This window comes from Micromonospora sp. DT44 (assembly GCF_049841635.1).
GTDB lineage: Bacteria > Actinomycetota > Actinomycetes > Mycobacteriales > Micromonosporaceae > Micromonospora.
This window is the reverse complement of record NZ_JBNCKS010000017.1, coordinates 28,626-46,825: the sequence shown is the minus strand read 5'-3', so window position 1 is coordinate 46,825 and position 18,200 is coordinate 28,626. Positions and strand designations below refer to the sequence as shown.

Sequence of the window (18,200 nt, the reverse complement as noted above, 5' to 3'; positions counted from 1 at the left end):
CAGTGGCAGGTCGGGTGGCGGTTAACCGTTCGGGCCACCGGGCCCACCGGGACCGCCCGGCCCACCCGGATTGTTGCCCCCGGGGTTGCCGTCGTTGCGCGGGCAGAACGGGTTGGTCAAGGGGTCACACGGCTGCCCTGGCTGACCCGGCTGACCGGGCACCGGCGGTGGCGCGGCCGGCTCCTTGCCGTTGCCCTTGGTGATGTCGCCCTCACCGGTGACGGTGGGCAGGGGAATCTTCTCCTGACCCTTGAGGGCGGTGTTCATGTACTTCTCCCAGATCGGGCCGGGGAGGGTCGAACCGCCGATGGGCTTACCGCTCGCGAGGCGGATCTGGGGCTTCTTGATATCCCGGCTGCCCACCCAGACGGCGGTGGCGATCTGCGGCGTGTAGCCGACCGTCCAGGCGTGCGCGTTGTCCTCGCTGTTGTACTCCCAGGTGCCCGTCTTCGCGGCGGCCTGGCGGCCGTCATCCAACGACAGCTTGTTGGGAGCGGGAATCTGCTTCAGGACCGCGGTGACCTCGTCGGTGACCTTCTTGTCGATCCGCTGCTCGGGCTTGATGCGCTCGCTGCCGACGACCTTCCACTTACCGGTGTCCTTGTCCTGCTGCTCCACCTTGATGACGAAGTGCGCCTTGATGTACTTGCCGTCGTTGGCGAACGTCGCCATCGCGTTCGCGTGGTCGAACACGGTGAGCGGGTACTTGCCGAAACCGGTGTAGTTGTCGAACGGATTCGGCCCCTTCTTCGACAGGTCGAACGCCTGCGGCGGGTCGACTCCCCACATGGTGGTCACGCCGGCCTTGTGGGCCATGTCGACCACCTTCTCGGCGCCGACCTCCTTGGTGACCCAGTAGAACGGCACGTTGTACGACTGGATCGTCGACTCTTCGAGCGTGCAGTACTTGCCGCACTTCAGGTTGGTCCGGCCGGCGTTACCGATGGCGACCTTGGAACCCTCGGGCTTGTACGGCGTGGGGTCCCAGTGCGACTTCACCGAGATACCGGCCTCGATCGCGGCGGCCAGGGTGTAGACCTTCATCGACGAGCCCGGCGCGTGACCACCGGTCAGGTCGCCGTTCTTGTCGGTGTTCTTGCCGGCGTAGTCGAAGTCGGCGCCACTGTCACCGCCGTAGTAGGCGAGCACGCGGCCCTTCTTCGGGTCGATCGAGACAACGGCCGCCATCAGGTTCTTGGGCTGGTCGTTGAGCTCCGAGCCCTTCTTCGACTGCATGGCGACGTTCTCGGCGGCCGTCTGGAGCTTCGGGTCGATGGTCGTGGTGATCCGGTAGCCACCGTCCCGCAGCGCGTCGACACAGCTCGTCTTGCCCTCCGCACCGCTGTCGGAGCAGAGGCCCATCGCGTCCATCTCCTGACGGACGTAGTTGATGACGTTGCCCCGAGGGCTGTCGACGCCGAAGCCGTTGCCACCCTTCTTCGGCGGCAGCACCTTCGGGTACGCGATCGGAGCGGCGGGGTCCAGCCACCCCTCCTTCTTCATCCCCTCGATCACGTAGTCCCACCGGGTCTTCGCGTCTGTCGGGTTGACCGCCGGGTCGAAGCCCTTGTGGGTGTCGGTCGCCACCGGCTGCTTGATGACCGCCGCCAGGACGGCGCCCTCGGCAGGGGTGAGCTTGATCGCGGACTTACCGAAGTACGTCTGCGCCGCCGCCTCGATGCCGTACGCCCCGCGTCCGAAGTAGATAACGTTGAGGTAGTGCTGCATGATCTCTGGCTTGCTGTACGCGTCGTTCAGCTTGGAGGCGAGGATGGCCTCCTTGACCTTGCGGCCGTACGTGTCGTCCTTGAGGTTCTCGAACGCGTTGCGGGCGTACTGCTGGGTGATCGTCGACGCGCCCTGCTTGTCACCGTTGGAGACGTTGTTCCACGCGGCACGAACGATGCCCTTGTAGTCGACGCCCGAGTGCCGGTAGAAGTTCCGGTCCTCGGCCGCCGCCACCGCGTGCTGCACGTGCTCCGGAATCTGGTTGATGGTGACGAAGGTACGGTTCTCGCTGCCCAGCCTGGCCAGGGTGGTCTTGCCGTCCTTGGCGTACACCGTGGTGGACAGCGGCAGCGGCAGTTCCTCGGGCATGACCACGTTCGTCGAGTAGTAGGTGAACCCGACCACGCCGGCGCCGGCGAGCATGATGAAGACGGCGAACCCGGCGATCAGCAGGTTCATCCGCTTGCGCTTCTTGGCCCGCGCCGCCGCAGCCGGGTCACCCGCGCCGCGACCGCCCCGGCCACCGCGACCGGGCCCGTTCGGTCCGCCCGGGCCGTTCGGACCGCCGGGACCACCCGGCCCGCCGGAGACCGGCGAGACACTCGCCCGGGCGACCGCGGCACGGCCGCCCACCGACGCGGAGCCGACACTGGCCCGGCCCGCCGAGGCGGCGCCGACGGCGGCGGTGCCCACCCGGGCCCGACCGGCGGGCGCTCCCGGCGCAGGTGACACCGGAACGGAGGCCCGTCCGGCGCCGGCGCGACCCGCGGCCGCTCCGGGTGCCGGGGACACGGGCACCGAGGCCCGACCGCTGCGGCCGGGCGTGGCCGGGCCCACGGACGCGGATCCGGCGGCAGCGCCGGGGGGCGGCACGGAGGCCGAGCCACCGACCGACGCGCGGCCGCCGGCGGCTCTCGATGTCACCGAGGCCCGACCGGGGGGTGCCGCGGGCTCCGGGGAGGGCCAACCGCCCGCGTGGGAGTCACCGCCGGGTCTGCGGTACGCGTCGTCCGCGCCCGGTCCGGGGTCACCGCCCGGGCCCGGGTACTGGGCCCGACCGCGCGCGGAGCTGGGATCGCCGTACGAGTTCATTCTTCACACCCTGCCGGTCGCGGTGGGGCGCGACAGCGCCGCCACCGGGTTGCCGTGAGTTGCTTCACCCGGACCGCCGGCACGAGGGTGCCGGTTCGCCAGGGTCATTGCCGAATTAATCGGGCTAATCGGACCAACGAGTGATCGGCCGTCCCGGGTCATGTGCCCAGCCCCGGAGCCGGTCCAACCCGCTGAGATCACCGTTGCGCCTCTCGCCTCCGCCGACCCACGCCTTCGGTGGCCGCGGCGTCCTGCCCGTCAGCGCCAACACCGTCGCCGTCGCCGGTGAGACCGTCCCGACCGAGCAGGTACTGCTCGACGAGATGGTTCCAGTCACAGCCGAGGCACACCTCCACCACGAAGACCTGGAACTCACGTAGCGTCATCGCCAGTACGGGCAGCTCGGCGAGCGTCCGGGCCTGTCCGGCGGACTGCTTGAGTTCGTCCCCGTAAATGTAGTGGACCAGGGTCAGATTCTCGCTGCGACAGATGGGGCAGCGCAGGTCGGTCGACTCGCCGTGGAACCGTGCAGCGTTCTTCAGGTACGGCGACGCGTCACACACGTCGTACGTACCGATGCGGCTGGCCATCAGCTCACGCAGCACTGCTCGCTTCTGAAGCGAGTAGTCGACGACCTGGCGCTGCGTACGCATGCGGTGAAGGGTACGCGGTCCGGCTCGACGGGGCGACCACGGTCACGATGCGTGACGGCAGCATCCCGGAATGGGGGTTTGCCTTGGCCGGCAGCAGCGGCTAACGTGCGATGTATCGGTCCGATACATCGCGGCGGTTACCGCTCCGCGCCGGAGGGTAAAGGGAGGGTGGCCCGTGCTCGAATTCGCCATCCTCGGCCTCCTGCAGGAGTCTCCGATGCACGGCTATGAGCTGCGCAAGGAGTTGACCGCCAAACTCGGCGCGATCCGGGCGGCGATCAGCTACGGCTCGCTCTACCCGACCCTGCGCAGGTTGCAGGCGGCGGGTTGGATCACCGAAGCCGCCGAGACACCCGCCACCGCCGAGGAGGTTCCCGCGCTGACCAGCCGACGAGGTCGGGTGGTCTACAAAATCACTGCGGAGGGCAAGGAACGCTTCGCCCAGCTCATCGCACAGGCCGGGCCCGAGACGTACGACGACACGGGTTTCGGTGTGCACTTCGCGTTCTTCGCCCGGACCGACCAGGCGACCCGCCTGCGCATTCTGGAGGGTCGCCGCCGCAAGATCGAGGAACGTCGTGAAGGCCTTCGCGACGTGCTGGGCCGGGCGGCCGAGCGCCTCGACGCTTACACCTTGGAACTGCAGCGCCACGGTCTTGATGCCTGTGAGCGTGAGGTCCGCTGGCTGGAGGAGCTCATCGCCAACGAGCGCTCCGGCCGAGCCCCGACGGTCCCGAACATCGGGACAGCCGGCGGCCGACGAGAAGACAACAGCCCGCCTCCGCCTGGAGAGACCAGGAATGAGCGGCCGTGACAGAAAAGAAGGAGGCAGACGCTATGGGCTCCGTCCGCGTCGCCATCGTCGGTGTGGGTAACTGCGCCTCGTCCCTGGTTCAGGGCGTCGAGTACTACCGGAACGCCAACCCGAACGACCGCGTCCCGGGTCTCATGCACGTCGCCTTCGGCGACTACCACGTCAACTCCGTGGAGTTCGTCGCGGCGTTCGACGTGGACGCCAAGAAGGTGGGCATGGACCTCGCGGAGGCGATCGTCGCCAGCGAGAACAACACCATCAAGCTCTGCGACGTGCCGCCGACCGGCGTCAGCGTCCAGCGCGGCCCGACCTTCGACGGTCTCGGCCAGTACTACCGCGAGATCGTCGAGGAGTCCGACGCCACGCCGGTCGACGTGGCGCAGGCGCTGCGCGACGCGCAGGTCGACGTCGTCGTCTGCTACCTGCCGGTCGGCTCCGAGCAGGCCGCCAAGTTCTACGCCCAGGCCGCGATCGACGCCGGTTGCGCGTTCGTCAACGCCCTGCCGGTCTTCATCGCCTCCGACCCCGAGTGGGCGCAGAAGTTCACCGACGCGGGCCTGCCGATCGTCGGCGACGACATCAAGAGCCAGGTCGGCGCCACCATCGTGCACCGCGCCCTCGCGAAGCTCTTCGAGGACCGCGGCGTCGAGCTGCTGCGCACGTACCAGCTCAACTTCGGCGGCAACATGGACTTCATGAACATGCTGGAGCGCAAGCGGCTGGTCTCGAAGAAGATCTCGAAGACCCAGTCGGTCACCTCGCAGATCCCGCACGAGATGAGCAAGAGCGACGTGCACATCGGCCCGTCGGACCACGTGCCGTGGCTGGACGACCGCAAGTGGGCGTACATCCGCCTCGAGGGTCGCTCCTTCGGCGACACCCCGCTCAACGCTGAGCTCAAGCTCGAGGTGTGGGACTCGCCGAACTCGGCCGGTGTCATCATCGACGCCGTCCGGGCCGCGAAGATCGCGCTGGACCGCAAGATCGGCGGCCCGATCCTGTCGGCCTCGTCGTACTTCATGAAGTCCCCGCCGGTGCAGTACGCCGACCACGACGCCCACCAGGCCGTGGAGGAGTTCATCGCCGGCGAGGTCGAGCGCTGACCCGCTGAACCACCAGCACGGCCGAGGGCCGGGTCCGACAGGACCCGGCCCTCGCCGCGTTCGGGCACTGCCGGTGCGGAGATCGGTGGCAGCCCAGCAGCACCCTGTTCGGCGTGCCGAGTCGCTCAGCAGCCAACGATCAACGAGTCAGGACCAGGCCTGCCGCAGAGCCACGCCCGCCTCCAGCTCCAGCAACCTGACCTTGCGCGGCAGGCCGCCGCCGAAACCGACCAGCTTGCCGCCCGCGCCGACGATCCGGTGACACGGCACGATCACCGGGATCGGGTTGCGGTTGCAGGCCACCCCCACCGCCCGTGCCGCCCCGGGATCGCCGACCAGCCGCGCCACCTCGCCGTACGTCAGCGTCTCGCCGTACGGAATCCGGGTCATCTCCCGCCACACCGCCCGCTCGAACTCGGAGCCGCGCGGGGCCGACACGGGAACCGTGAACGCGGTCAACGCGCCCTCGAAGTACGCCCGCAGCTCGGCCACGACCTGCCGGGACAGCGGATCGCCCGGCTCCTCGACGGCCGTGTCCACCCGACCGAAGTGGGCTCCGCACACGCTCGTGTCGTCGGTGGCCACGGAGAATTCCCCGATCGGCGAGTCGAGCACAATCCAGCGCACAAACCCATTGTCCCTCGCGACGAGGCAAAGTTCCGCTGCCGCTCAGCGTCTGAACTACGGAGGTGGGCGGTGGCGGATGTCGACGGGGAGTTCACCACGTTCGTTGAGGAGCGGGGCGCCGCCCTGCTGCGCGTCGCGTACGCGCTGGCCGGGAACCAGCACGCGGCGGAGGACCTGCTGCAGAACGCGCTGGCGAAGGCGTACGCCCGCTGGCCGCGGATCAGGGGCGACGCCGAGCCGTACGTCAAACGCATCCTCTACCACGACCAGGTGTCCGGCTGGCGACGACGAGCGCGGCGCAGTGAGGTGCCCGTGGCCCAGGTGCCGGAGCTGGCGGCGGCCGGCGACGACGGCCGCGAGACTGATCTGCGCCTGCTGCTGCTGGAGGCTCTGCGGGCGCTGCCGCCACGGCAACGGGCCGTGCTGACGCTGCGCTACCTGGAGGACCTGAGCGTCGAGCAGACCGCGTCACTCCTCGGGTGCCGGGCCGGCACGGTCGCCAGCCAGAGCTCCCGGGCGCTGGCACGGCTCCGACGCCTGGTGCCGGGGTTGGACGAGCTGACCGACCGCCCGGGGGTGACGCGATGACCACGCATCTGGACGAGATGCTCCGCCGGGCCGTACGCGACCTCGCCAACGGCGCCGCACCCGCTCCGGGCCTCGCCGTCCAGGCGCTCGGCCGGGGTCGCCGGCTGCGCCGTCAGCGACGACTGATCGTCAGCGCGGCCGCAATGGTCGCGATCGTCGCGACGGCTGTGCCATTCGTGCTGCTCCGACCCCGGCCGGCCCCGACCCCGGCGACGCCGCCCCCGACCGTGACCCCGTCACCCTCGATCACCTCGTCACCGTCGGTCCGGCCCACCCCGGGAGCGAACTGGGCCGCCGCGCCGCTGGTGCTGCCCGGTAACTGGGTGGTGACCCGGGCACAGTTCGCCGGCGGGTCGGGCAGCGGATTCCTGCTGGACCGGAGCCGGGGCCGCTACGTGCCCACCGACCGCTACGACGCCATCTTTCCCGCACCTACCGGGTCTCTGGTGGCGGTCATCGAGGAAGACCGTCCACGCGAGGTCGGTCTCGTCGACATGGCCACGGGAAAGAGCCGCTGGCACGAGGTAGGCCGCGCGCTGAGCCGCCCGACCTGGTCACCGGATGGTCGTCGCCTGCTGTTCACCACCACTGCGCTGGACCACTTCGGCTTCGTCGTGGTGGAGCGGGACGGCACGAAGCGTACCCACCAGGTGTCCCGGAAGGATTACCTCTGCACCGACCAGTGCTCCTTCGTCTGGACCCGGAACGGCCGGGAGGTGGCACTGCCACAGACCGCCCAGGGCAGGCCACGGTCCGAGTCGGTCCGGCACCCTCGAAGTGGCGTGCAGATGTTCTCCGCCGACGACGGACGACCGACCCGGTCGGAGCCGCTACCCGGCGATCCCGCCGGGCCGTGGGCCTGGTCGTCGGACGGCCGCCTGGTCGTCGTGCAGGGCCAGCAGGAACCGTTGCTGGTGGAGGCGGCCAGCGGACGGGTGGTCAATCCGTTGCCGAGCGCCGACGCCGCCTGGGTCGATGACGACCTGCTGCTCTACCGCGAACCGTACAAGGGTGACTTCGTGCTCGCCGACACCACAGGGCGCGAACTCGTCCGCCAACCGCTGCCCGCACAGCTGTCCGAGTTGGAGATCAACGTGGCGCCTCGTTGAGCCGTTCGGCCCTTCATCGGCGTTGCGCGGCATCGATACCGTGCAGGTCGTGGCCACGGGGACGCTCATCTTTCTGATCATCGGTGGGGCCGGCGTCGCGGTACTGGCGCTCGCCCTGCTCGGTAGCGGGCTGCTCCACTTCGGACACCCGGACGTGGACGGACCGATCTCCACCGAGACGGTCGCCGGCTTCGCCGGAGCGTTCGGCTTCGGCGGAGCGATCGTGAACGAGTTGCTGGGTGCGCGTACCCCCGGGATGATCGCGGGCGCGGCGGCCGGCGGTGTGCTCGCGGCCGTGCCCACCGCGTGGCTGGCGTCGCGCTTCAGTCGGGCGGCGCGCAACATGCGCACCGACGCCACCCCCACCCGCGACGACCTGGTCGGCGCGCTCGGCCTGGTCGTCACGCCGGTGCCCCTCGACGGGTACGGCGAGGTGCGGGTACGCGTCGCCGGCCAGCCGGTCAAGCTCAACGCCCGCGCCGACCAACCGATCCCGATCGGCGCGCAGGTCTTCGTCGTGCAGGCGCTGAGTGAGACCAGCGTGCACGTCGAGACCTACTGATTCCTTCTCGTAGACAGGACCCCCCTTCATGCCCCTGTTGATAGCTGTCGTGGGCGCGGTCGTCCTCGCGCTCGTCCTGGTGATGTTCGTGCTGTCCCGGATCAAGGTGGCCGGGCCGAATGAGGCGTTCATCGTCACGGGTCGCAAGGGACGTACCACGCACACCGCCGACGGCGGCCGATCGACCGACACCTCCGGGCAGAAGGTGGTGCTCGGGGCCTCGGTCTTCGTGCTCCCGGTGGTGCAGAAGCTCCAGTCGCTCGACCTGTCCAGCCGGCGGATCGACGTCGGCATCCGGGGCGCGGTCAGCAAGCAGGGCATCCGTGCCGACCTGCACGGCGTGGCGATCGTCAAGGTCGGCGGCACCGAGGACGCGATCCGGGCGGCCGCCCAGCGGTTCCTGCACCAGCAGGACGAGATCGACAACTTCACCCGGGAGGTACTGGCCGGCGCGCTGCGTTCGATCGTCGGTCGGCTCACCGTCGAGGAGGTCATCCGGGACCGGGCGGCGTTCGCCAGCGCCGTGGCCGAGGAGGCCGAGCACTCGATGACCAACCAGGGCCTGGTGCTCGACACCTTCCAACTCCAGGACATCCTCGCCGAGGGCTCCTACCTGCAGGACCTGGGCCGGCCCGAGGCCGCCCGGGTGCTCAAGGACGCGGCCATCGCCGAGGCGCGGGCCCGGCAGCAGGCCGAGCAGGAGCGGCTGCTCGCCGAGGAGGCCATCGCCGAGGCGAACCGCAACCTGGCCCTCAAGCAGGCCGGCATTCAGGCGGAGATCGACGCGGCGAAGGCCAAGTCGGCTGCGGCCGGGCCGCTCGCCCAGGCGGAACGGGACCAGGCCATCCTCTCCGAGCAGCAGAAGGTAGCCGAGCGCAACGCCGAGCTGAAGCAGCGCCAACTGGACACCGAGGTGCGCAAGCCGGCCGACGCCGCCCGGTACAAGGTGGAGCAGGAGGCCGAGGCGGCCCGCAACGCGGCGGTGCTCAGCGCGGACGCGCAGCGCCAGGCGGTCATCGCCGCCGCGCAGGCTTCCGCCGAGCAGGCGCGGCTCACCGGTGAGGGCGAGCGGGCCCGACGGGCGGCCCTCGCCGAGGCGAACGCGATCGAGGGCGCCAAGGAGGGTGAGGCCGAGCAGCGGCGGCGCTCCGCGATCGCCGAGGCCGTCGAGCGCGAGGGTCAGGCCGAGGCGGCGGCCATCCTGGCCAGGGGTCGGGCCGAGGCCGACGCGATGGCGCGCAAGGCCGAGGCGTTCGCCGCGTATGGCGAGGCCGCGGTGCTGGACCTGCTGGTCAAGGTCCTGCCGCAGGTCGTCGAGGCGGCCAGCGCTCCGATCGGTGCGATCGACAAGCTGACGGTCATCTCCACCGAGGGCGCGTCGTCGCTGACGAAGTCGGTGGCCGGCAACGTGGCGCAGGGTCTGCAGCTCGGCAGCGACCTCACCGGCATCGACCTGGCCGGCCTGCTGGCCCGCCTCGGCTCGGCATCGACGCCCGGCGGCAACGGCACCCCGACCGGCAAGGGTGCGGCAGTGGACGGGATCGCCGTCGAGACCCGCTGACGCCGTACGCCGATGGGCGCCGCTCCCGGTTCGGGGGCGGCGCCCGTCAGATGCACTCGGGTTCCTGGAAAGCGGGGTGTCCCGGTCGCCAGGACACCCCGATTTCCCTAAAAGCGAGCCGATCAAGGCCGGGACGGTCTGATCGAGCTAGCCGATCAGGCCCTCGGCGCGGGCCCAGCGCAGCAACTCCGCCTCGGCGGCGTCGCGGTCCAGGGGGCCGTGCTCCAGGCGCTGTTCCTTGAGGTGCTTCCAGGCCCGCCCGACGATCGGCCCCGGAGGTACGCCGAGCAGCTCCATGATCGCGTTGCCGTCCAGGTCGGGGCGTACCCGGGCCAGATCCTCATCGGCGGCGATCCGGGCGATCCGCTCCTCCAGCGCGTCGTAGTCGGCGGCGAGCTGGGCCGCCTTACGACGGTTGCGGGTCGTGCAGTCCGAGCGGGTCAGCTTGTGCAGCCGGGGCAGCAGGTCACCGGCGTCGGCGACGTAACGGCGCACCGCCGAGTCGGTCCACTCGCCCCGTCCGTACCCGTAGAAGCGCAGGTGCAGCGCGACCAGCGCGGTCACCTTCGCGGTGATCTCCTTGGGGTACCGCATCGCCTTCATCCGGGCCTTGGTCAGCCGGGCGCCGACCACCTCGTGGTGGTGGAAGCTGACCCGACTGTCGGACCCGACGGCCTTCGTCGCCGGCTTGCCCACGTCGTGCATGAGGGCGGCCATCCGCAGGACGAAGTCGCAGCCCTCCTCCTCGTAGGAGACCGCGTTCTCGACGACCGTCAGCGTGTGCTCGTAGACGTCCTTGTGCTGGGCGTGCTCGTCGATCTCCAGCTTCAGCCCGGTCAGCTCCGGCAGGAACCGTTCGGCCAGACCGGTGTCGACCAGCAGACGCAGCCCGGTGATCGGGTCCGCGCCGCAGAGCAGCTTGGTGAACTCGTCACGGATCCGCTCGGCGGTGATCCGGTCCAGGTCGGCGGCCATTTCGGTCATCGCGACGTGCACGTCCGGGTGCACGGCGAAGCGCAGTTGGGCGGCGAACCGGGCGGCCCGCAGCATGCGCAGCGGGTCGTCGCCGAAGGACTCCCGAGGGGTGCTGGGAGTACGGATGACCTTGGCCGCGAGGTCGTCCAGCCCGCCGTGCGGATCGGTGAAGCGGTGGTCCGGCAGGCTGACCGCCATCGCGTTGATGGTGAAGTCGCGCCGCTTCAGGTCCTCGTCGAGGCTGGTGCCGTACACCACCTCCGGGTTGCGGCTGACCTGGTCGTACGACTCCGCGCGGAAGGTGGTGACCTCCAGCCGGAGGCCGTCGCGCTGGAGCCCGATGGTGCCGAACTCACGGCCGGTCTCCCAGATCGACTCGGCCCAGCCCTTGATGATCCGCAGCGTCTCGTCGGGGTGGGCGTCGGTGCAGAAGTCGAGGTCGTCGCCGAGTCGGCCGAGCAGCGCGTCACGTACCGAACCGCCCACCAGGTGCAGCTCGTGGCCGGCACGGACGAAACGGCGGCCCAGCTCGTCGGCGACCGGGGAGACCCGGAGCAGTTCGGCGACGGCGTTGCGCTGCGCGGCGGTGAGGTCGCGGCGGTCGGCGGCGTGGGGAGCGGAGGCTTCGGACATGGGATCGCCAGCCTATCGGGCCGAGGTGTGATCCGATCCGCCGGGCGCGGGTAACGGGTGCGGGTTGACTAAGGTCTGTGACGTGCGGGTCGGTGCCCGGCTCGACGTACCCCTGGGAGGCTGGAGATGAGCGGCGGGCTCTACCGCAGCGCGAACGCCGCGCAGGACGGTGGTGCGGGAGCCAACATCCGCCCCTCCGACGGCGCCACCTTCATCTCCGCGGAGCCGCTGAACCAGCCGGCCATGGAGTCGACCGCTCCGCCGCAGGAGCAGGTTGGCGAGGCGAGCGCGGCGGCCAACAGCGCGGTGATGGCGATCGGGAGCCTGGTCAGCCGGGGTACGGGCTTCCTGCGCAACCTCGTCATCGCCGCGGCGCTCGGTGGCGCGCTGGTCGGTGACGCGTACACCACCGCGCAGATCCTGCCCGGCATGGTCTACGAGTTCCTGCTCGGCGGGGTGCTCACCAGCGTGCTGATCCCGGTGCTGGTACGCCGTCGCAAGGTCGACGTCGACGGCGGCCAGGCGTACGCCCAGCGACTACTCACCCTGGCGGTGCTCGCCCTCGGCGTCGCGGCGCTGCTGGCGGTCGCCTTCGCCTCGACGCTCACCTGGCTCTACGGCAGCGGCCCGTCGAACGGCGACTATTCGCAGTTGGTCACCGGGCTGGCCCGCCTCATGCTGCCGATGATCTTCTTCTCCGGGCTGAGCGCGCTGATCAGCGCGGTGCTCAACACGCGGGGCCACTTCGCCGCCCCGATGTGGGCGCCGATCCTGAACAACCTCGTGGTGATCGGCACGGCAGGTCTCTACATCGCGATCTTCGGTGCGGAGATCGTTCGTCCCGAGGAGATGACGACCGGACGGATCCTCCTGATCGGCGGTGGCACCCTACTCGGTGTCGCCGTCCAGGCGGCGGGCCTGCTGCCGGCGTTGCGTAAGGTCGGCTTCCGCTGGAAGGCCCGCTTCGACTTCCGCGCGCTCGGTCTGCGCGAGCTGGGCCGGCTCGGGGCCTGGATGATCTGCTACGTCGCGGTGAGCCAGGTCGGCCTCATCGTGCTGTTCAACCTGCTGAACCGGGCCGGTAAGGAGAACGCCGCCGGTCCCCTGATCTACAACAACGTCTTCCTGCTGCTGATGACCGCACACGGCATCATCGCCGTCTCGATCATCACCGCGCTGATGCCCCGGATGAGCACCGCCGCCGCCGACGGCCGGTACGCCGACGTCGCCGCCGACCTGTCGCGGGGCACTCGCACGGTCACGGCGGTGCTCGCGCCGATCGCGGTCTGCTACGCCGTCCTCGCCACCCCCATCGCGTTCACGCTGTTCCGGTTCGGCGCGTTCAACGAGGACAATGCCACCGCCACGTCCGTCGTCCTGCTCGCCGCCGCGCTGGCGCTGGTTCCGTTCGCGGTGAGCCAGCTCTTCACCTTCGCCTTCTACGCCCTGCCGGACACCCGCACCCCGGCACTGATCAACATCCCGGTGGTGGCGCTCCGGATCGGCGTACAGGTTGTGCTCTTCGTGGCCTTCTCGGCGAGCTTCGCCGGAGCCGGCATGATGATCGGCAATGCGGTCTCCTACCTGGCTGCCGCGATCGGCTCCGCGTGGCTGCTCCGGCCGCGCGTCGGCCGGATCGGCCTCGGCGGAATCATGCGGACTGGTGGGCGGGTCGCGGTGGCGGCGCTCGGCTCGGCGCTCGTCGGTCTCCTGGTGATCAAGCTGTTGCCCGGTGACGACACGCCGAGCCGCCTGGAGGCGATCGTCCAGCTCGTGATCGGTGGCGCCGTGATCGGTGGGACCTACCTCGGGCTCGCCATGGCGCTGCGGATCGGTGAGATCACCGAGGTTGTCGGCATGGTCCGTCGTCGTCTCGGTCGTTGACGGCGAGCCTCCGACACCACCCGGCACCGCCACACGGAACGTGACCATGGATCACCAGCCTGGGGATGTCCCTGTGGATAACTCCGCGATTCACCGGTCAGCCGCCGGATCGGCCTGTGGATAACCAGCCGTACGGCTGAGCGTAGGCGTCCGATCGGCGGGAAACCGGCTGGTGGACGAGGGCGGCACGCCCGGCCCGGCCCCGACGTCGGTCACTTGCGGTGAAGCCGTAGATTAGCTAGTACATGTGCCAGCAACGTGGCTGACAACGGTCGTAACCGGACGACTTCCCCGATCCCCGGCACCCCGGCGGGTACGGCAAGAAGATGACATGTCGGGGAGACGGGCAACCCGGGTAAGGTCGCTCTCGACGGGTACGGCAGGCGCCGACACCGGTTGGCCGGTTCCTTCAACGGCAGAGCGGGAAGCCACATGCCCAGCAGTACGGGTCCATCGATCGACACGATCACCGAGGGAGGACGGGTGACCCAGGTCGGCGAGGGTCAGGAGGCGGACGAGAGCGCTCCTCCGATCATGACCTTCGGTGCTCCCACGGCCGGTGAGATCCTCGCCGAGCGTTACGAGCTGGTCGAGCACATCAACAACGACAGCGCGGGTCGGCTGGTCTGGCGTGGGGTCGACGTCATCCTGCGCCGCCCTGTCGCGGTGGTGCTGCGCTACCCGGGTGGCGACTCCGCCACCGAGATGCTTCAGGCGGCCGTCGCGGCCAGCCGGGTCATCCACCCCAACCTCGTCGGCGTGTACGACGCCATCGACGAGGCCGAGCGGGCGTACGTGGTCCGCGAGTGGGTGGACGGGCAGTCGCTGCGCGATCTGGCCGCCGACGGCCCGCTGGACCCGGCTCGCGCCACCGCTGTCGGCAACGCCGTCGCCAGTGCGCTGGCCGCAGTGCACGCCACCGGTATGGTGCACGGCAACGTCCACCCCGGCACCGTCATGATCAGCGACGATGGCCGCGTGGTCCTGGCCGACGCCCGCACCGACGGCGACGACAGCCAGGAGAGCGACATCCGGGCGGTCGGCGGCGTCCTCTACTTCGCGCTGACCGGTCACTGGCCGCACGCCGAGGCGCCGCTGCGCGGGGCCACCGCCGGTCACGGGCGGGCCGCCATCCCGGACGCCGTCCGGGACGCCGCAAGCGCTCTCGCGGCGCCCCGCCAGGTGCGGGCCGGTGTGCCCGCGTACCTGGACGACCTGACGATGGACCTGCTCGACGCCGACATCGCGCCGCCGTCGTCCGACGTGCTGGCGGCCGAGTTGGCCCGGCTGGACGTGCCGGCCGAGGAGGAGCACTACCTCGACAACGGCGGACCGCTGCGGTTCACCGCCGAGACCGGGGAAGAGCCGTCCCCGCTGGCCGCCGCGGGCGGTCGCAAGGTCGCCATCGGCATCGCCGGTCTGCTTGCGGTCGCGCTGGTCGGCCTGCTCATCGGCATCAGCGCGCTCGGCGGCGACGACAAGGACCCGCAGGAGACCGCCGGGGCGACGCCGAGTGCCAGCGCTCCGGCCGGCGAGGCCACCCCGGCCGCCGTCACGGTGCGCAATCTTAAGGTGCAGGACATCCGGATCATCGACCCGGACAGCGCCCCGCGGGACGAGCTCGACGGCGCCAAGAAGATGACCGATGGCGACAACGACAAGGGTTGGGAGACCGACCGCTACCCGAACGCCACGTACGGCAACCTCAAGACCGGCATGGGTGTCTGGCTCGACCTGGGTTCGCCGCACACGGTGAAGTCGCTGCAGGCTGTGCTCTCCGGGCGAGGCGCCACCGCGAAGCTGCTCGCCGGCACGACGACCTACCCGTCGACCTCCAACGGCGACAAGTCGATGGTGTCGAACTACAAGACGGAGATCGGTGTCCTCAAGGAGCACGACGGCACCACGATGACCTTCAACGGGTTCGACGCCGACCAGAAGTACCGGTACCTGCTGCTCTGGTTCACCGAGTTGCCGCCCAACGGCGACGACGGCGGCTTCAAGCTGGGAGTGCAGGAGATCACGGTCCAGGGTTCGTGAGCCGCACGGCACGCCCCGGGCACCGCATCAGCCGGACGCGGTGATGGACGGGCGCGACGCGGCAACGGATCTGGAGCTGCTGCGCGCCCACGTCGCCGGCGACCGGGACGCCTTCGCGGCCCTGTTCCACCGGCACCGCGATCGGCTCTGGGCAGTGGCTCTCCGGACGCTCGGCGACCGCGAGGAGGCCGCCGACGCACTCCAGGACGCCCTGCTGTCGGCACACCGTGCGGCGGCCCGCTTCCGTGGTGACTCCGCCGTCACCACGTGGCTGCACCGGATCGTGGTGAACGCCTGCCTGGACCGCATCCGACGCCGGCAGGCGCACCCCACGGTGCCGCTGCCCGACGGCAACCGGACCGACGGGTCGGGCACCGGCGGCGTCGAGCCGGCCGCGCCCGTGCAGGACCACGACACCGCGCTCGTCGTCCGCGCGGCGCTCGCCGCGCTCCCGGTCGAGCAGCGGGCCGCCCTGGTACTGGTGGATGTGCAGGGCTACCCGGTGGCCGAGGTGGCCCGCATCCTCGGAGTCGCCGAGGGGACGGTGAAGAGCCGGTGCGCCCGGGGCCGGGCCCGGTTGGCGGTGCTGCTCGGACACCTCCGCCCGGCGCCGCCGCGCCCCGGACCGGTCGAACCGGACGTGCCCGACGTCACGACGGGGAACCCACGCCCGGCCGAGGGCGTCGGATCGGGGTCGGTTCTCATCCGGCAGGACGCCAATCAGGAGGAGACGTGACGGCCGAGGAGTTCAGGGAGGTCGACGCCGACCTGCTCGCTGACTACCTCGGCGGAGCGTTGGACGGCACACCGCAGCAGGCCCAGGTCGCCCGGCTGGTCGCCGCGGACCCGGCCTGGACCGAGGCGTACGCGCTGCTGGCATCCGCGGTGACGCAGGTCCGCAGCGACCTGACCCGGTGGGCCGAGCCCGCGCCGGAGCTGCCGTCCGCCGTCGCCGAACGAATCGCCGCCGCGCTGGTGGCGGCGGACACCCCACCGGCCGACACCCCACCGGCCGACACCACACCGGTGACCGTGCCGGCGCAGGGTGGACGTCGGCCCACCAGCTCGTTCCCCGCCGAGTCGGGGCGCGGCCCCACCGGCCCGGGTCGTCGACGGCGTCGCTGGGTCCGTAACGCCGCCCCGGTGGCCGCGGCCGCGGCCGCCGTCGTCGCGGTCGGTCTGGGGCTCAGTCACCTGTCGACCAACACCGCGGACAGTGGTGCCATGGAGCGTCCGGTCAACGCGCGCGACGGCATCGCCGCCGGCGGGACGGTCCGGACTTCCACGCCGGCCCTGCACAGCGGTGTCGACTACACCCCGCAGACCCTCGACGGCACGCCGAGCCCGTCGTCCCCGTTGCTGGGATCGAGCGGCAGTGGCCCCGGTGAGCAGCCCGGAGCGGACGCCGGAGGAGACCGGCGGCCCGCCTCCAACGGGTCGGACCAGCTCGCCCGGCTGACCGGCGAGGCCGCGCTGAGCACGTGCCTGTCGTCTGTGGCGGCGGAGCACGGCTCGGGTCCACTCGCCGTCGAAATGATCGACTACGCGCGGTTCCAGGGCGAGCAGGCGCTCGTCATCCGGTTCACCGACGCGAACGGATCGCGCTGGGCCTGGGTGAGCGGCGCCGAGTGCGGCGTACCCGGGTCCGGCTCGGACAGCCGGTATTCGGCGCGGGTAGGGTGAATCCGCAGCACGATGAGCGTCCACGTGACCTGACCCACCGGTTGCCCGGTTCGGGAATCCCCGCTTCGTACGATGACGTTCTGGAAGTCAGCTGCCGGCACCCCCCCAGGCGTCGGCACTCGGATCAGCATCGGTGCGCGCGCCGACGCCGAACACACAACTCGGGAGACGGCAGTGGACGAGGTCCGCAACCTGATCATCATCGGCTCCGGCCCGGCCGGTTACACGGCGGCGGTCTACGCGGCGCGCGCCAACCTGAAGCCGCTGATCATCGAGGGTTCCCAGTCCGGCGGTGCGCTGATGACCACGACCGAGGTGGAGAACTTCCCCGGCTTCGCCGACGGCATCCTCGGCCCCGAGCTGATGGACAACATGCGCAAGCAGGCCGAGCGGTTCGGCGCCGAGTTCCTGACCGACGACGTGACGCGGGTCGAACTTGTCGACACCGGCGACGCCGGCTCGGGCGCGACGAGCACCGTGTGGGTCGGCGAGACCGCCTACCGGGCCCGCGCCGTGATCCTCTCCACCGGTTCGGCCTGGCGTCCGTTGGGCGTGCCGGGCGAGCAGGAGTACCTGGGCCACGGTGTTTCCTCGTGCGCCACCTGTGACGGCTTCTTCTTCCGCAACCAGCACATCGTCGTCGTCGGCGGTGGTGACTCGGCGATGGAGGAGGCCAGCTTCCTCACGCGCTTCGCCGACTCGGTGACCATCATCCACCGGCGCGACTCCTTCCGGGCCAGCAAGATCATGGCCGACCGGGCGCTGAGCAACGAGAAGATCAAGGTCGAGTGGAACAGCACCGTCGAAGAGGTCCTGGGCGCTGACGGCAAGGTCACCGGCGTACGGGTCCGCAACGTACACAGCGGCGAGACCAAGGTGCTGGACGTGACCGGCGTGTTCGTGGCCATCGGCCACGACCCCCGCAGTGAGCTCTTCCAGGGCCAGGTCGAGCTGGACGACGAGGGCTACGTGAAGGTCCAGGCCCCCAGCACCCGGACGAACGTGCCCGGCGTCTTCGCCGCCGGTGACGTGGTCGACCACACCTACCGCCAGGCGATCACCGCGGCCGGCACCGGCTGTGCCGCCGCGCTCGACGCCGAGCGGTTCATCGCGACGCTCAGCTGAAACAGGAAACACATCCCGGAGGA

At 70.5% G+C, this 18,200-nt stretch carries 15 protein-coding genes; 11 read left to right on the top strand and 4 right to left on the bottom strand.

Features of this window, described 5'->3' with window-relative positions; translation table 11 throughout:
- Positions 1–21: 21 nt before the first annotated feature.
- Positions 22–2,820, bottom strand: a complete 2,799-nt coding sequence (locus ACLQ25_RS12420; protein WP_425731028.1) for a transglycosylase domain-containing protein — start codon at positions 2,818–2,820, stop codon at positions 22–24.
- Between the two features lie 197 nt (positions 2,821–3,017).
- On the bottom strand, positions 3,018–3,473 hold the full coding sequence (locus ACLQ25_RS12415) for a DUF5318 domain-containing protein (protein WP_425731027.1): 456 nt from the start codon (positions 3,471–3,473) through the stop codon (positions 3,018–3,020).
- Between the two features lie 175 nt (positions 3,474–3,648).
- Here ACLQ25_RS12415 and ACLQ25_RS12410 point away from each other — a divergent pair, with 175 nt between their 5' ends.
- Both ACLQ25_RS12410 and ACLQ25_RS12405 read left to right on the top strand, forming a co-directional pair.
- The gene (locus tag ACLQ25_RS12410) at positions 3,649–4,287 is read left to right on the top strand and encodes a PadR family transcriptional regulator (protein WP_030331823.1); all 639 of its coding nucleotides are present in this window, start codon (positions 3,649–3,651) and stop codon (positions 4,285–4,287) included.
- A gap of 23 nt (positions 4,288–4,310) precedes the next feature.
- The gene (locus ACLQ25_RS12405; RefSeq protein ID WP_425731026.1) at positions 4,311–5,390 is read left to right on the top strand and encodes an inositol-3-phosphate synthase; all 1,080 of its coding nucleotides are present in this window, start codon (positions 4,311–4,313) and stop codon (positions 5,388–5,390) included.
- Between the two features lie 147 nt (positions 5,391–5,537).
- Here ACLQ25_RS12405 and ACLQ25_RS12400 read toward each other — a convergent pair whose 3' ends face one another.
- Positions 5,538–6,017: a methylated-DNA--[protein]-cysteine S-methyltransferase gene (locus tag ACLQ25_RS12400; RefSeq protein ID WP_425731025.1), complete on the bottom strand. Its 480-nt coding sequence runs from the start codon at positions 6,015–6,017 to the stop codon at positions 5,538–5,540.
- A 69-nt stretch (positions 6,018–6,086) separates the two neighbouring features.
- On the opposite strand from ACLQ25_RS12400, the gene ACLQ25_RS12395 reads away from it, so the two are divergent.
- Genes ACLQ25_RS12395 through ACLQ25_RS12380 form a run of 4 tightly spaced genes read left to right on the top strand, consistent with a single transcriptional unit; the run spans position 6,087 to position 9,837 of the window.
- On the top strand, positions 6,087–6,605 hold the full coding sequence (locus tag ACLQ25_RS12395; protein ID WP_425731024.1) for a SigE family RNA polymerase sigma factor: 519 nt from the start codon (positions 6,087–6,089) through the stop codon (positions 6,603–6,605).
- A complete protein-coding gene (locus ACLQ25_RS12390; RefSeq protein ID WP_425731023.1) occupies positions 6,602–7,714 on the top strand; it encodes a TolB family protein in 1,113 nt (370 codons plus the stop codon). The genes ACLQ25_RS12395 and ACLQ25_RS12390 overlap by 4 nt, the downstream gene beginning before the upstream one ends.
- Positions 7,715–7,754: 40 nt before the next feature.
- Positions 7,755–8,276: a hypothetical protein gene (locus ACLQ25_RS12385; RefSeq protein WP_425731022.1), complete on the top strand. Its 522-nt coding sequence runs from the start codon at positions 7,755–7,757 to the stop codon at positions 8,274–8,276.
- A 28-nt stretch (positions 8,277–8,304) separates the two neighbouring features.
- Positions 8,305–9,837, top strand: coding sequence for a flotillin family protein (locus ACLQ25_RS12380; RefSeq protein ID WP_425731021.1), 1,533 nt, complete (start codon positions 8,305–8,307; stop codon positions 9,835–9,837).
- Between the two features lie 147 nt (positions 9,838–9,984).
- Here the strand turns inward: ACLQ25_RS12380 and ACLQ25_RS12375 are convergent, their stop codons facing one another.
- A complete protein-coding gene (locus tag ACLQ25_RS12375; RefSeq protein ID WP_425731020.1) occupies positions 9,985–11,445 on the bottom strand; it encodes a CCA tRNA nucleotidyltransferase in 1,461 nt (486 codons plus the stop codon).
- A 126-nt stretch (positions 11,446–11,571) separates the two neighbouring features.
- Here ACLQ25_RS12375 and murJ point away from each other — a divergent pair, with 126 nt between their 5' ends.
- The 5 genes from murJ (at position 11,572) to trxB (ending at position 18,177) form a co-directional block, all read left to right on the top strand.
- Positions 11,572–13,329: a murein biosynthesis integral membrane protein MurJ gene (murJ, locus tag ACLQ25_RS12370; RefSeq protein ID WP_425731019.1), complete on the top strand. Its 1,758-nt coding sequence runs from the start codon at positions 11,572–11,574 to the stop codon at positions 13,327–13,329.
- Positions 13,330–13,761: 432 nt separating this feature from the next.
- On the top strand, positions 13,762–15,369 hold the full coding sequence (locus ACLQ25_RS12365; protein WP_425731018.1) for a protein kinase family protein: 1,608 nt from the start codon (positions 13,762–13,764) through the stop codon (positions 15,367–15,369).
- A gap of 43 nt (positions 15,370–15,412) precedes the next feature.
- Positions 15,413–16,105 (top strand): RNA polymerase sigma factor SigM, encoded by a 693-nt coding sequence (gene sigM / locus ACLQ25_RS12360; protein WP_425731017.1) that lies wholly within the window; start codon positions 15,413–15,415, stop codon positions 16,103–16,105.
- Positions 16,102–17,052: a hypothetical protein gene (locus tag ACLQ25_RS12355; RefSeq protein ID WP_425731016.1), complete on the top strand. Its 951-nt coding sequence runs from the start codon at positions 16,102–16,104 to the stop codon at positions 17,050–17,052. Before sigM ends, ACLQ25_RS12355 begins: the two co-directional genes overlap by 4 nt.
- 174 nt (positions 17,053–17,226) lie before the next feature.
- The gene (trxB, locus tag ACLQ25_RS12350) at positions 17,227–18,177 is read left to right on the top strand and encodes a thioredoxin-disulfide reductase (protein ID WP_425731015.1); all 951 of its coding nucleotides are present in this window, start codon (positions 17,227–17,229) and stop codon (positions 18,175–18,177) included.
- The last annotated feature ends 23 nt before the right edge of the window (positions 18,178–18,200 follow it).